Here is a 15,935-nt window from a genome sequence, read left to right as displayed (position 1 = left end):
CTACAGGAATCGCGTCAGTTGCGGATTTGCATTGGCCTTGCCCGCGAAACGGCCGGAACTGGCACAATACCGCCCATGGACAGACTCCCCACCTGCTGCACCCCACTCCAGCATCACTGGCCCCTGCCCCAGCCCCTTCCCGGCGCGGTGCTGGTCAGTTGCGCCTTCGATCCCAAGCGCCTGGCCGCCGACGATTTCCAGCGCGCCGGCATCGCACAGAGCCCCAGCCTGCAGCGCTCGGTGGCCAAGCGTCAGGCCGAGTACCTGGCCGGCCGAGTCTGTGCCCGTGAGGCGCTGCAACGCCTGGACGGCCGCGACTATGTTCCGGGCAGTCACGAAGACCGCTCACCGGTCTGGCCCGCCGGCATCCGAGGTTCGATCACCCATGGCCAGGGCTGGGCCGCTGCCGTCGTCGCCCACGAAGGTGCCTGCAACGGTATCGGCCTTGACCAGGAGAGCCTGCTTGACGACGAACGCGCCGAGCGCCTGGCGGGGGAGATCCTCACCGCCGACGAGCTGCAGCGTCTGGACCGCTCAATGATCGGCCTGGGTGTGACCCTGACCTTCTCGCTCAAGGAAAGCCTGTTCAAGGCCCTCTACCCCCTGACCCTCAAGCGCTTCTATTTCGAACACGCCGAAGTGCTGGAGTGGGACGCCACAGGCCACGCACGCCTGCGCCTGCTCACCGAGCTGTCGAGCGAGTGGCACCACGGCCGCGAACTGGATGGCCAGTTCTGCCTGCAGGACGGCCACCTGCTCAGCATGGTCAGCGCCTGAGCCTCACCCCGGCGCCTGCTGTCGTGGCCAGTTCAGGCTGAAGCAGGCGCCACCCAGCGCCTCGCTGCGCCCCACCTGCGCCCGCCCACCGTGCCAGTAGATGATCCGCCGCACGATCGACAGGCCCAGGCCATGCCCTCCCGAGGCACGGGTACGGCTGTCATCCAGGCGGGTGAAGGGGGTGAAGATGCGGTCCCAAACGCCTTCGGGAATCCCTGGGCCGTCGTCCTCCACTTCGATGCGGCAACGTTGCTGGCCAAGCTGAAAGCTCAGGCGCACCTCGGACTCGGCATGGCGCATGGCATTGCTCACCAGGTTCTGCAACGCCCGATGCAGGTAGCGCGGTTCGGCCTCGACCCAGGCCTGATGGTCTTCCCCCAGCTGGCAGGTCCCGCGGGTCACCCGAACATCCGCACGCAGCGGTGCCAGTTCGTCGATCACCCGATCCAGCAGGCTGTCCAGCTCGATGCGCTGGAACTTCAGGGCCGGCGCGCCCTGCTCCAGCCGCGCGTAGGTCAGCATCTCGTCGACCAGTCGGTCCAGATCCTGGATATCGCTGTCCATGCCCGCCAGGTGCTTGCTCCGCGCCTGCTCGGTGCTGGCGCTCTCGATCATCTCAAGGCCGAAGCGCAAGCGCGCCACCGGTGTGCGCAACTCGTGGGACACCGCCCGCACCAGCTCACGCTGCATGCTCAGCGAGCGCTGCAAGTGCTCGGCCATGCCATTGAACGCCGCTGCCAGGCGCCCGACCGAGTCCGCATCACCGGCCGGCACGCGGGTTTCCAGGCTGCCCTGGGCGATGCGCGAGGCCGCCATCTCCAACCCCGAAACACGGCGCTCGAGCTGGCGCACCAACAGGTACACCACCAACCCGATCAGGCACAGGCCGAGAAAGGCGATCAGGATCAACAGCTGCGGCGGATAAGGATTGAGCTGATACAGCGGGCCGATTTCCAGCACCCACGGCGAGCCGGACAAACCGGCAAACACGCGGATCGAGTCACCATCGCGGCCCAGCGCCATCACCGTGTCGCCTTCCTCGACCCGGCGCCGCTGGTCGTCGTCCAGCCCTACCCGCTCGATCCGCTGCAGGGCGATGTCGAAACCGAACCCCTTGCTCTGCCTGATCTGCGCCAACCGCTGCTGCTGCTCGGTCACCGGGTAGCGCACCAGCTCGTCGGCCAGCAGATAAAGGGTGGCACGGGCCAACTGCTCGCTGACCTGCTTGACCTGCGCGACCAGCACCACATCCTCGTGCGCCACCTGGCGCAAGACCTTGGCCGCATGCGGACCGGTCTTCTCCACCACCACCAGGCCACGCGCCAGACGGCTGCGCTGCCCGGCATCGAGGGTCTGCATCGACAGCGGCGCCAGGTCCAGCGGCACCCCGAGCAAGCGCTCCCAGATCACCAGCGACCGCTTGCGCTCGACCTCGTTCTGCAGCGCCAGGTTGTCCGCCATCAGGCTGAAGGTGCCTTGCGCCAGGCCCTCACGATGCTGGCCTGCGCGCACCTCGTTGACCAGGTGCAGGCTCAGCACGCCGAGCACGGCGACCAGCACCAGCACCGCGAGCATGCCGCCATAGATGCGCAGGAAGATCGAATTCATGGGCTGGCATCGCCGACGAACAGGTAGCCCTTGCTGCGCAGGGTCTTGATCAGCCGCGGGTGGATCGGGTCGTCACCGATCTTGGGGCGAATCTTGGAGATGCGCACATCGATGGAGCGATCCTGGCCGTCGTAACCCACCCCGCGCAACGAGGTGGAGATCTGCTCGCGCGACAGCACCCGCCCGGCGTTGCTGGCCAGCAACCAGAGCAGGTCGAACTCGGCGCCGGTCAGGTCGATCGGCTGCTCGCCCAGCCAGGCCTCGCGCAGGCGGTTGTCGATGCGCAGCGGGCCGAAGCTCAGGTCATGGCCCTTGCCCTGCGGCGCCTCGCTGCGCCGCAGCAGGGCGTTGATGCGCGCCAGCAACAGGCGTGGGCGCACCGGTTTGCAGATATAGTCGTCAGCACCCAGGTCCAGCCCCTGGATCTGGTCGAGTTCATCGCTGCGCGCGGTGAGCATGAGAATGGGGTTGGGGAACTGCCCGCGCACCCGCCGGCAGATGCTCAGGCCATCCTCGCCGGGGAGCATCAGGTCGAGGATCACCAGATCAGGCTGGCTGTCGATGATGCGCCGCACCGCCCGCCCGCCATCGCCCTCGACCGCCACCTCGAAGCCGTTGGCCTGCAGGTATTCGGCGGTGAGATCGGCCAGGCGCTGGTCGTCCTCGACGATCAGGATACGGTTGTTGGGCTGGTCCATCGCCGGTCACCTCTGTTCATGATCTTGTTGGCGGTGCGCTATCGTGGGGGCAGGCTTGCCCCGCGACGGGGCAACTGCCGCCCTTCACCAAAGGGCAACATATCCCTCGGATACTACGTCCCGCCCCAGGCACTGCCAACCACGCGAAAAATTCTGTCACAGGCCTGAAACCGGCAAAAACCTCTTGCGACAAGGCCTACAGCGAATACCCACCTTTCACACACAAAGTACCCACAAGTTATCCACAGCGGCTCGCCTTGCAAAGACCCCAATACCGCATTATCTTGTATCCCCATTGCAGCGAACCACTACATGTTGTGGCTTCGACCCAAATCACAAACACAAGTCCAGGCAGAAACTCAAGCGATTTTTCTGCCGGAACTTACAGTGATTTCAGCAGCCAAACCGCTCCTGCGGAGGCGCGACCGAGGCAAGCCCTCCAGGGCCTTGTTCGGGTATGGGTGTTGCAGGCATCGCCTGACACCCGACAGCAACAGTTTTTGGGCGTGGCCCAGAATCTTTGACTTCGGCCAGGGAGCGGCAAGTGATTGCCCCTTATTCCTGAGTCTGTCCCGAAGTCGGTAAGCCCGAGCGGGCGGATGCACGTGCGCGTGGCATCCCCCGCCCGGGCCGGTCGAACTGATGGATGGAACGGTGGGCGCCCACAAGGCGCCCGAACAATATAGAAACTGTGGAGACACCCATGCAAACCGACACAACTCGCGAGAACCCGCAGGCCAAGGCGCCGCAGGCCGCCGATTCGAACCAGGATCTGGCTGCGACCGCTCCGGGCCAGCTGCGCGTGATCAAGCGCAACGGCACTGTCGTCCCCTACACCGACGACAAGATCACCGTTGCCATCACCAAGGCGTTTCTTGCAGTTGAAGGTGGCACCGCCGCCGCCTCGTCGCGCATCCACGACACCGTCGCGCGCCTGACCGAGCAGGTCACTGCCACGTTCAAGCGCCGCATGCCGTCGGGTGGCACCATCCACATCGAAGAGATCCAGGATCAGGTCGAACTGGCCCTGATGCGCGCCGGCGAGCAGAAAGTCGCCCGCGACTACGTGATCTACCGCGACCAGCGCGCTAAAGAGCGCGCCACCCGCGCCCACACCGACGCCGTGGTCGAGCCGCACCCAAGCATTCGCATCACCCTGGCCGACGGCAGCCTGGCGCCGCTGGACATGGCACGCCTGAACACCATCATCAGCGAAGCCTGCGAAGGCCTGGCAGAAGTCGATAGCGACCTGATCCAGCGCGACACCCTGAAGAACCTCTACGACGGCGTGGCCATCAAGGACGTCAACACCGCCCTGGTGATGACCGCCCGTACCCTGGTCGAGCGCGAGCCGAACTACTCGTTCGTCACCGCCCGCCTGCTGATGGACACCCTGCGTGCCGAAGGCCTGGGCTTCCTGGGCGTGGCCGACAGCGCCACCCACCACGAAATGGCCGAGCTGTACGCCAAGGCCCTGCCGGCCTATGTCGAGAAAGGCGTCGAGTTCGAGCTGCTCGACCCTGCACTGAAAGGCTACGACCTGGAGCGCCTGGGCAAGGCCATCAATCACGAGCGTGACCAGCAGTTCACCTACCTGGGCCTGCAGACCCTCTACGACCGTTACTTCATCCACAAGGATGGCGTGCGCTTCGAACTGCCGCAGGTGTTCTTCATGCGCGTCGCCATGGGCCTGGCGCTGCAGGAGAAAGACCGCGAAGCCCGTGCGATCGAGTTCTACAACCTGTTGTCGTCGTTCGACTACATGGCCTCGACCCCGACCCTGTTCAACGCCGGCACCCTGCGTCCGCAGCTGTCCAGCTGCTACCTGACCACCGTTCCGGACGACCTGTCGGGCATCTACAAGGCCATCCACGACAACGCCATGCTGTCCAAGTTCGCTGGCGGCCTGGGCAACGACTGGACCCCGGTACGCGCCCTGGGCTCGTACATCAAGGGCACCAACGGCAAGTCGCAAGGCGTCGTGCCGTTCCTGAAAGTGGTCAACGACACCGCCGTTGCGGTCAACCAGGGCGGCAAGCGCAAGGGCGCGGTCTGCGCCTACCTGGAAACCTGGCACCTGGACATCGAGGAATTCCTCGAGCTGCGCAAGAACACCGGTGACGACCGTCGCCGTACCCACGACATGAACACCGCCAACTGGATCCCGGACCTGTTCATGAAGCGCGTCTTCGACGACGGCAAGTGGACCCTGTTCTCGCCAAGCGAAGTGCCTGATCTGCACGACCTGACCGGCAAGGCCTTCGAAGAGCGCTACGAGTACTACGAAGCCCTGACCGAGTACAACAAGATCAAGGTATTCAAGACCATCCAGGCCAAAGACCTGTGGCGCAAGATGCTGTCGATGCTGTTCGAGACCGGCCACCCATGGCTGACCTTCAAGGACCCGTGCAACCTGCGTTCGCCGCAGCAGCACGTGGGCGTGGTGCACAGCTCGAACCTGTGCACCGAGATCACCCTGAACACCAACGCCGACGAAATCGCCGTGTGCAACCTGGGTTCGATCAACCTGCCGAACCACATCGTCGATGGCAAGCTGGACACCGCGAAACTGGCGCGTACCGTCAAGACCGCCGTGCGCATGCTCGACAACGTGATCGACATCAACTACTACTCGGTGCCACAGGCGCAGAACTCGAACTTCAAGCACCGCCCGGTCGGCCTGGGGATCATGGGCTTCCAGGACGCGCTGTACCTGCAGCACATCCCGTACGGCTCGGACGCAGCCGTCGAGTTCGCCGACAAGTCGATGGAAGCGGTCAGCTACTACGCCATCCAGGCCTCGTGCGACCTGGCCGATGAGCGCGGCTCCTACGAGACCTTCCAGGGTTCGCTGTGGTCCAAGGGCATCCTGCCGCTGGATTCGCAACAGATCCTGATCGAAGCCCGTGGCGCCAAGTACATCGACGTCAACCTGGAAGAGTCGCTGGACTGGGCTCCGGTGCGCGAGCGTGTGCAGAAAGGCATCCGCAACTCGAACATCATGGCTATCGCGCCGACCGCAACCATCGCCAACATCACCGGCGTGTCGCAGTCGATCGAGCCGACGTACCAGAACCTGTACGTCAAATCGAACCTGTCGGGCGAGTTCACCGTGATCAACCCGTACCTGGTCCGCGACCTGAAGGCCCGCGGCCTGTGGGACTCGGTCATGATCAACGACCTGAAGTACTACGACGGTTCGGTGCAGCAGATCGAGCGTATCCCGCAAGAGCTGAAGGACCTGTACGCCACCGCGTTCGAAGTCGACACCAAGTGGATCGTCGATGCCGCCTCGCGTCGCCAGAAGTGGATCGACCAGGCCCAGTCGCTGAACCTGTACATCGCCGGCGCTTCGGGCAAGAAGCTGGACGTGACCTACCGCATGGCCTGGTACCGTGGTCTGAAGACCACCTACTACCTCCGTGCACTGGCCGCGACCAGCACCGAGAAGTCGACCATCAACACCGGCAAGCTCAACGCCGTCTCCAGCGGCGGCGACAGCGCCCCGGTCCAGGCCGCGGGCCCAGCCCCGGTACCGAAGGCCTGCGCCATCGACGAGCCGGATTGCGAAGCCTGCCAGTAAGGCTTGGCTGAGGCTTCCCCCGGGAAGCCTCAATTTTCTGTGCAACAGCACAGCACCCTGTAGGAGCGGGCTTGCCCGCGAAGAGGCCACCACCTCTCCCGCAGACAGACATAAAAAGCCGCCGCCCAGTGCCGCGGCCAGCCCTCAAAGGGCGCTTCCGATTTGCGTGCACCGCACCGCAACCAAGATCCACCGGCCATACTCCATAGATGGCCCTCAAGCAGGAGAACCTCACCATGCTGAGCTGGGACGAATTCGATAAGGAAGACGGCGAAGTCGCCGCCAAAACCAACACCCCTGCGCAGGCCAACGCCGCCGCGACCCTCGACAAGCTCGACAGCGCCGGCGGTGCCGCCGCCCTGGAAGCTCGCGCCGCCACCGCCAACGACTCCGACGCGGTCAAGCGCGCCAAGGCCGCGCTGGACGCCCTCGACGTCGCCGAAGGCCTGGCCGAACTCGAAGGCTCCTCGGCCCGCGTCGCGGTCGACGAGAAGCGCATGATCAACTGCCGCGCCGACCTCAACCAGCTCGTGCCTTTCAAGTACGACTGGGCCTGGCAGAAGTACCTCGACGGCTGCGCCAACCACTGGATGCCGCAAGAGGTCAACATGACCGCCGACATCGCCCTGTGGAAGAGCATGGACGGCCTGACCGAAGACGAGCGCCGCATCGTGATGCGCAACCTCGGCTTCTTCTCCACCGCCGACTCGCTGGTTGCCAACAACCTGGCCCTGGCCGTGTACCGCCTGATCACCAACCCCGAGTGCCGCCAGTACATCCTGCGCCAGGCCTTCGAGGAGGCGATCCACACCCACGCCTACCAGTACTGCATCGAGTCGCTGGGCATGGATGAAGGCGAGATCTTCAACATGTACCACGAGATCCCGTCGGTCGCGAAGAAAGCCGCCTGGGGCCTGAAGTACACCCGCGCGATCTCGGATCCGGAGTTCAACACCGGCACCGTCGAAACCGACAAAGAGCTGCTGCGCAACCTGATCGCCTACTACTGCGTACTGGAAGGCATCTTCTTCTACTGCGGCTTCACCCAGATCCTGTCGATGGGCCGCCGCAACAAGATGACCGGCGTTGCCGAGCAGTTCCAGTACATCCTGCGCGACGAGTCGATGCACCTGAACTTCGGTATCGACGTGATCAACCAGATCAAGATCGAGAACCCGCACCTGTGGGATGCGGCGATGAAGGAAGAAGCGACCCAGATGATCCTGCAAGGGACCCAGCTGGAGATCGAATACGCCCGCGACACCATGCCTCGCGGCGTGCTGGGGATGAACGCGGCGATGATGGAGGATTACCTCAAGTTCATCGCCAACCGTCGCCTGACCCAGATTGGTCTGAAGGAAGAGTACCCAGGGACTACCAACCCGTTCCCTTGGATGAGCGAGATCATGGACTTGAAGAAGGAGAAGAACTTCTTTGAGACTCGAGTGATTGAGTATCAGACTGGTGGTGCGTTGAGCTGGGACTAAACGAAAAGGCCGCTCAAAATCAGTAGATCGTGAAACCTTCTCACTAAATGTGAAATGGATTCACCCAAAAGGCTGCCTAAGGGCAGCCTTTTTGTCATCCACAGATCATTGAGCGCCCCCAGCCCCTCAGAAGCTGTAGCAACTCTCTCCAATTGGTAGACTGCTGAAATTTGGTGCCCATGACGCACCTGTCGTGCCTTAAAGGAATTCCTCTTCAATGTCCGCCCTTCAATCCCTGCTCGACACCTACCGATCTGCATCTGTCACCGAACGCGAAAAAGGTACTTACTTCGAAGAGCTGATCTTCGCCTATTTCCGCAACGAAGCGACCTATCGCGACCTCTACGATAAAGTATGGACATATGGCGACTGGGCCAAAGAACAGGGACTGGACGGTCGCGACACCGGCATCGACCTGGTGGCGCGCACCCAGGGGACAGGCGAGTACCACGCCATCCAGTGCAAGTTGTATGCCGAGGACTACCGCGTCCAGAAGAAGGACATTGATAGTTTCTTCACCGCTTCCGGCAAAGCACCGTTCTCGCACCGCATTATCGTCGCTACCACCGACAACTGGAGCAAACACGCCGAGGACGCCTTGCAAGGCCAGCAGCTTCCGATCAACAAGATCGACCTGCAAGCCCTAGAGGACAGCCAGATCGACTGGGCCAAATACCAGCCCAAGCATGCGGTTGCGCTCAAGGCGCGCAAGCAGCTGCGTGATCATCAGCAAACCGCACTGAATGCCGTAGCAGCCGGTCTTAAAGATGCCGAGCGAGGCAAGCTGATCATGGCCTGCGGTACCGGCAAAACCTTCACCAGCTTGAAGATTGCCGAACAGCAGGCCGGCAAGGGCAAGCGTGTGTTGTTCCTGGTGCCCAGTTTGTCGTTGCTGTCGCAGACTCTTACCGAATGGACACAGGAAAGCGAAACTCTGCTCCACAGCTTCGCCGTATGCTCCGACAGCGATGTAGGCAAGAAACGTAAGACTGATGAGGATGCCCCGCAGGTCTTCGCCCACGAACTCCGCTACCCAGCCACCACCAAGGCAGATCGCCTCGCGGCGGAAATGCTCAAGCGTCATGATGCCGAACATATGAGCGTGGTGTTCTCCACCTACCACTCCATCGACGTGATCAGCCGTGCTCAGCATGAGCACGGCCTGGCAGCATTTGACCTGATCATCTGCGACGAAGCCCACCGCACTACTGGCGCGACCTTTGAAGATGATGACGAAAGCACCTTCGTGCGCGTTCACGACGCCGACTACATCCGTGCCACTAAGCGCCTTTACATGACCGCTACGCCGCGCATTTACGGCGACAGCGCCAAGGTCAAAGCCGAGTCCGGAGAAGTCACCCTGTGCTCAATGGATGACGAGGCGCTGTACGGCAAAGAGCTGTTCGTCATCAACTTCTCCGAGGCTGTTCAGCGCGGCCTGCTGACCGACTACAAGGTGCTGGTACTCACCGTCGAAGAGAGCGCCATCAGTCGCCGCCTCCAAGACTTGCTCAAAGACGAAGACAACCAGCTTAAGGTTGACGACGCCGCCAAGATCGTCGGCTGCTGGAAGGCGCTGGCCAAGCAAGGCCTACACGAGCAGCTCATTGGCGATGATGAACCCATGAAGCGTGCTGTGGCCTTCTGCCAGGTCATCTCACCCAACTACAAGGGCACCAAGCACAAGGTCAGCTCAATCAACATCGCCAGCATGTTCCAGTCGGTGGTGGAGGCTTACCAGGACTCCGAAGAGATAGATCAGGACTCGCGCATCATCTGCGAGGCCGAGCACGTCGATGGCGGCATGAATGCCAGCCAGAAGGAAGCCAAACTCAACTGGCTCAAAGACGAGGCCCCGGCCAACACCTGCCGTATTCTCAGCAATGTACGCTGCCTATCTGAAGGTGTGGATGTGCCGGCGCTGGATGCCGTGCTCTTCCTCACCCCGCGCAACTCCCAGGTGGACGTGGTGCAATCCGTAGGCCGGGTGATGCGCAACGCACCGGGCAAGAAGCGCGGCTATGTGGTGCTGCCAGTGGTCATCCCTGCGGGCATGGAGCCTCACGAAGCCCTCAATGACAACCAGACCTACAAGGTGGTCTGGCAGGTGCTTCAGGCGCTGCGTTCGCACGACGACAGCTTTGACGCGATGGTAAACAAGCTCGACCTGATCGGCTCAGACCCGCGCAAGATGGAAGTTATCGCCATTACCGACAAGGCCGACAAAAAGGCCAAGAAAGGCAGCGGCACCAGTAACGACAAAGCTGGAAAAGGCCAGTATGGCATTGGCGAGAAGCGCCAGAAATACGATGCCGAAGGCCAGATGACCCAGCAGGCCGAGCTGACCTACGAAGTGGGTGAAATCGAAAAGGCCATCTACGCCAAAATCGTCGATAAGTGTGGCAACCGCCACCACTGGGAAGACTGGGCTAACGACATTGCCAAGATCGCCCGCACCCACATCGACCGCATCCAGGGCATTCTGGAAAATCCGGCCAACACACAGGAACAGGCCGCCTTTAATGCCTTCGCAGCCGAACTGCGCGACGACCTCAACGACAGCATCAGCGATGGCGAGATCGTCGAAATGCTTGCTCAACACCTGGTAACCAAGCCGGTGTTCGATGCGCTCTTCGAGGAGTACAGCTTTGCCAGCAACAACCCTATGTCCAAGGCCATGCAAGGCGTGCTGAACGCGCTCCACGAGCACCACCTGGCCAAGGAAGCGGACACCCTGGAGAAGTTCTACGCCAGCGTGCGGCAACGCGCAGCCGGCATTGATAATGCCCAGGGCAAGCAGAAGATCATAGTTGAGCTGTACGACAAATTTTTTCGCAACGCCTTCCCCAAGATGACCGAGCGTCTGGGTATCGTCTATACCCCAGTCGAGGTGGTGGACTTCATCCTCTACAGCGTCAACCACCTGCTGCAACAGGAGTTCGGCCAAACCCTGGGCAGCAAGGGCGTCCACATCATCGACCCGTTTACCGGCACCGGCACCTTTATCACCCGTCTACTGCAATCCGGGTTGGTCAAGCCGGAAGAACTGCCGCACAAGTACAAGCACGAGATCCACGCCAACGAGTTGGTGCTGCTGGCGTACTACATTGCTGCCATCAATATTGAAGCGGCCTATCACGGCGAAGTGATTGACGAGTACACCCCATTTGAAGGGATCTGCTTGACCGATACATTCCAGATGTACGAGAAAGACGATCTGGTGGATGCCCTGTTGGAAGACAACAGTGCGCGGCGCAAGCGGCAGAAGGCGCTGGATATTCGGGTCATTGTGGGAAACCCCCCTTATTCGGTTGGCCAGAAAAGCGAGAACGACAACAACGATAACGTTGAGTATCCAACACTCGACGGCCGCATCCGCTCAACCTATGCGGCGCGCTCCAGCGCCACCCTAGCTAAGGGACTGTACGACAGCTATATCCGCGCCATCCGCTGGGCCAGCGACCGTATTGGCAACGCCGGCATCATCGGCTTTGTCACAAACGCAGGTTTTCTGGAGGCCAACACCGCAGACGGCCTGCGCAAGTGCTTGGCCGATGAGTTTTCCAGCCTGTATGTGCTCCATCTGCGCGGCAACCAGCGCACCATTGGTGAAACCTCACGCAAAGAAGGCGGCAAGATTTTTGGTAGCGGCAGCCGCGCCCCCATCGCCATTTCTCTGTTGGTCAAGAACCCCGACGCACAGGCTCACGGCCAAATACACTTCCATGACATTGGGGACTATCTCAGCCGTGAGGAAAAGCTGGAGAAGATTGCGAGTTTTAGCAGTATTGCCGGCATCGAGCAGTGGCAGCAGATCACCCCGGATGAGCATGGCGACTGGCTCCGACAGCGCGACGACAGCTTCAACCAGTTCATCGTATTGGGCGACAAGAAGGGCGATGCGCTCAAGTTGTTCGATAATTTCTCGCAAGGCGTACTTACCGCGCGAGATGCTTGGGCTTACAACGCGAGCCAAATAAAACTGACCACCAACATGACCGGAATGATCGGTTTCTACAACACCGAGGTGACACGCTTCAATGCGGCTCATCCGGCGCTGGATAGCAAAGCTCGGCAGGCAAAGGTGGACGGTTTTGTTGATACCGACCCGACCCGTATCAGTTGGACGCGAGCCCTGAAGCAGGATCTTGGCAAAAACCGCAGCTATGCCTTCAAGGCCAGCTGCCTGATGCCAAGTCTTTATCGCCCATTTACCAAACAGTGGCTGTACTTCGATCGCCGCTTTAACGAAATGGTCTATCAGATACCACGGCTATTCCCCACAGCAGGGTGCCAAAATCTAGTTATTTTGGTGAAGGCTCGTTGGTCAAACGGGCAGATCGCATTGATTACAGATAAACCACCAGCCTTTACGCCTGATGGGGGAGAACAATGCTTTCCTCTTTATCTATACGACGAAGCCGCCCAGACCTCAGACGATGACCTCTTTGCAGAGCCGGTTGAAGGTGGATTGCGCCGTCGCGATGCCATTACCCACGCTGGCCTGACCCACTTCCAGTCAGCCTACCCCGGAGATTCGATCAGCAAGGAAGACCTTTTCTACTACGTCTACGGCATCCTCCATTCTCCGGATTACCGTGAGCGCTTTGCCGACAACCTGAGCAAGGAACTGCCGCGCATTCCAGCAGTGAAGAAAGCCGCCGACTTCTGGGCTTTCAGCAAAGCTGGCCGTGCCCTGGCTGATCTCCACCTGAACTACGAAACCATCGCACCCTACCCACTGACCATCGATTCCAAGGGCACGCTCACCAATGCTGACTATCGCGTGGAGAAGATGAAGCTCGCCAAGAAGGGTGACAAGACCACCGTCATCTACAACCACCGCATCACCCTGAAAGGTATCCCTGAAGCGGCCTGGGATTACGTGGTCAACGGCAAGGCCGCGCTGGACTGGGTGATGGAACGTCAAGCCGTTCGTACCGACAAAGCCAGCGGCATTGTCAACGACGCCAACGACTGGGCAATCGAAACCATGGGCAACCCCAAGTACCCGCTGGAGCTTTTTCAGCGCGTGGTCACCGTGAGCCTCGAAACACAGAAGATCGTCAACGGCCTGCCACTTCTGGATATCTAACCGAGTAGAAACAGGAGCAAGCATTCTCGCCAACGCGAATTCCGCTGATAACCAAACGACCGCTGTATGTTTGCAATGGCGAATGATACAAGCGGTCCGGCGTGGTGCGACATGAACAACCGCGCCTTGGTCTATTAGATAGAGCACTGCATCTCATCAGTGCTCGGTCGGCAAACTTAACTGAATACGGCTGAGGCCTTGGGCTTAGCCTTCTCCCACTCCTTTCGAGCCTTACTTTAGTCCTCCTTGATGCTATCAAACAGGGCTAGCTCGTTAGTCACCACTTCGAGGGTGAGCGGCACATCGTAAAAATCTTCGGAGTGCGAATGTGCGTCGATGTAACGAGACAGTACCGCCAGCCCTTGCCATCCGGCCCACGCGTCGCCCGAAACTCCCGCGCAGCCCCACTCTCGATCAGCGCCACCAAGGTGTCGCTCAACAGCCTTTTCATTTTTTCTGGCCCCAACCGTCCATGCCCTGAGCACTCAGGCTAGTGGTCGACACGTGCCTCAACCTGCTTCATAGCTTCCGGTCGACCAGCGACCGGGGGCGTGGTTGCCAGTCCCGAGTGGGACTGACGCCAGCGCCCCGGTGAAGAGAGAGGCAATTGACCATAACGTCAAATTACACGCAGCACGCGACAGTCGCCCCGCCCTAGTGACGCCATGGTCCGCACAGGCCAGAATGCGCAGACCATCAAGGGGACGCCATGAAATCCGAAACGCTCACCGTGCGCCAGCTTTTCCAAGACCGCCGCCAGTACTGTGTACCGTTCTACCAGCGCGCCTATGTGTGGACGCTGCGCAATCAATGGAATGCCTTGTGGCAGGACATCCAGGAAAAAGCCCAGGCACGGGTATCCGGCCTGAGCATCACACCGCACTTCCTGGGGGCGGTGGTCCTCGAACCCCAAGCCAAAGACGGGCTGATGGGCGTCGACACCCTGCACATCATTGATGGCCAGCAACGGTTGACCACGCTTCAGTACGTGCTGGCCTCGCTCTTGCTCGCGTTACGTGCCACCGGCATTCAGGCCTTTGAGCCCAGCGTGATCGGCTGCATGCAAAACAACAACGAAGAAACCATGCGCAACCCCAAAATGGAGCGCTATAAGCTGTGGCCGACCTTCCGCGACCGCCCTCATTTCATCAAAAGCCTCGGCATCCAGCGTCTGGACGATTTCCGGAGCGAATATCCGGCCCATTTCACGCAGCACGGCAGCCTGCGCAAGCATCATGATCACCCACCTGCACTGGCCGCGATCTGGTTCTTTACCCATGAGTTCATACGCTGGATTCGCTCAGGAAACGACTTGGCCGCCGCCTATGCAGAAAGCCTCATCATGGCGGTGTTGCAAGACCTCAAGCTGGTCAGCATTTCGCTGGAAGCCGAGGATGATGCCCAGGTGATTTTTGAAACGCTCAATGGACGGGGCGCAGAGCTGCATGCCACGGACTTGATCCGCAACTACATTTTCATGCGTGCCGACCAAGATAAAGTCGATGCCCAAGCGCTTTACGACAAGCAGTGGCTACCGTTCGAAGAAGACTACTGGTCGACCAAGCAGCGTCGTGGCCGCCTGAACAAGCCCCGCCTGGAGTGGTTGATCCACGCCACCCTGCAAGCAGAGATGGGCAGTGAGGTTGATCTGTCACGCTTGTACAACGAATACCGGCGCTATGCAGCCGAGGCTCCAGCCAACACCGCAGACCGTCAGTTGGTGACCCTGACCCAATACGCGGAACATTACCGCGAACTGATCAGCACCTCCGGCTCCTCCCTCATTGCTCGTCTTGGGCGTCGTATTGCGGCGTATGATGTCACGACGCTCCACCCGCTGGCCCTGCTGATTTCGACTGCGCAAGTGCCTGAGGCGGACAAAGCCTGCATGTTCAATTGCCTCGTGTCCTACGTGGTACGCCGCGCTGTCTGTGGACTGACGCCCAAAAACTACAACAACATCTTCCTCAGTGCGCTACGTCACCTGACGAAATCAGGGATCTCCAGCGGGGTCCTCGGCGACTATCTGAGTACACTCAACGGAGATGCTTCCCGTTGGCCCGACGATGCCGAATTCCGTAACGCCTGCGTCAGCGCACCGTTGTACCCAGGCCGGCTGGATACCGCGAAAACCCGTTCGCTGCTAACGGAGCTGGAGGGCGGTTTACGACTATCCGTTAAAAGCGAAGAGCCCGAACTGCCAAACCTATCAGCGCTTGATATCGACCATATTTTGCCGCGCAGCTGGCACGCCCACTGGCCGCTGAAAGATGGCAGCGTGGCAGCCGACAGCGACGAGTCGGATATCGAAGTGATTGTGCGCTCTGGCGGCACATTGACGCCCTGGCAGCTCCTGATTCGTGAGCGGCATGAGAGCATCCCAACGCTAGGCAACTTGACGCTGCTGAACCTCAGCGTCAATAGAGCGGCGCAACACTGCGATTTCGCGGCGAAACGCGACAAGCTGCTTGCTAATACCAGCCTGCGTCTCAATGTCCCACTGATTGCTACCTCTGCGTGGGATGAAGCCGCGATTTCAGCCCGAGCCCATGCCCTCGCCACCATAGCACTGACGATCTGGCCCAAATACGAATGATCACCTACCACTCAGAAGCAGCAACACTACTTTGCTGCCGAATGCCGATCCGGTAGTAGCGGCTCTGCTTACGCGAGGCGATCCCTCCGGG

General features: G+C 60.6%; 7 protein-coding genes. 5 read left to right on the top strand and 2 right to left on the bottom strand.

Going from position 1 to position 15,935, the window contains the following annotated elements; genetic code table 11:
- Positions 1 to 75: 75 nt before the first annotated feature.
- Positions 76 to 777, top strand: coding sequence for a 4'-phosphopantetheinyl transferase family protein (locus AC2CGW_RS22075; protein ID WP_484574602.1), 702 nt, complete (start codon positions 76 to 78; stop codon positions 775 to 777).
- A gap of 3 nt (positions 778 to 780) precedes the next feature.
- Here the strand turns inward: AC2CGW_RS22075 and AC2CGW_RS22070 are convergent, their stop codons facing one another.
- Both AC2CGW_RS22070 and AC2CGW_RS22065 read right to left on the bottom strand, forming a co-directional pair.
- Positions 781 to 2,385 carry an ATP-binding protein gene (locus AC2CGW_RS22070; RefSeq protein WP_186708472.1) on the bottom strand — a complete coding sequence of 535 codons (1,605 nt, stop codon included), beginning with the start codon at positions 2,383 to 2,385 and terminating at the stop codon, positions 781 to 783.
- Positions 2,382 to 3,083: a response regulator gene (locus AC2CGW_RS22065; protein ID WP_186666977.1), complete on the bottom strand. Its 702-nt coding sequence runs from the start codon at positions 3,081 to 3,083 to the stop codon at positions 2,382 to 2,384. The genes AC2CGW_RS22070 and AC2CGW_RS22065 overlap by 4 nt, the downstream gene beginning before the upstream one ends.
- A gap of 703 nt (positions 3,084 to 3,786) precedes the next feature.
- Between AC2CGW_RS22065 and AC2CGW_RS22060 the strand changes: the two genes are divergently transcribed.
- The 4 genes from AC2CGW_RS22060 (at position 3,787) to AC2CGW_RS22045 (ending at position 15,844) form a co-directional block, all read left to right on the top strand.
- On the top strand, positions 3,787 to 6,666 hold the full coding sequence (locus tag AC2CGW_RS22060) for a ribonucleoside-diphosphate reductase subunit alpha (protein WP_484574601.1): 2,880 nt from the start codon (positions 3,787 to 3,789) through the stop codon (positions 6,664 to 6,666).
- 236 nt (positions 6,667 to 6,902) lie between these two features.
- Complete coding sequence (locus AC2CGW_RS22055; RefSeq protein ID WP_186666978.1) at positions 6,903 to 8,153, top strand: ribonucleotide-diphosphate reductase subunit beta; 1,251 nt, start codon at positions 6,903 to 6,905, stop codon at positions 8,151 to 8,153.
- 217 nt (positions 8,154 to 8,370) lie between these two features.
- Positions 8,371 to 13,248 (top strand): DEAD/DEAH box helicase, encoded by a 4,878-nt coding sequence (locus AC2CGW_RS22050; RefSeq protein ID WP_340332893.1) that lies wholly within the window; start codon positions 8,371 to 8,373, stop codon positions 13,246 to 13,248.
- A gap of 709 nt (positions 13,249 to 13,957) precedes the next feature.
- The gene (locus AC2CGW_RS22045) at positions 13,958 to 15,844 is read left to right on the top strand and encodes a DUF262 domain-containing protein (RefSeq protein WP_340332894.1); all 1,887 of its coding nucleotides are present in this window, start codon (positions 13,958 to 13,960) and stop codon (positions 15,842 to 15,844) included.
- Positions 15,845 to 15,935: the final 91 nt, after the last annotated feature.

The organism is Pseudomonas sp. SYWMCR5, assembly GCF_057197165.1.
This window is presented reverse-complemented; position numbering and strand designations above follow the sequence as displayed.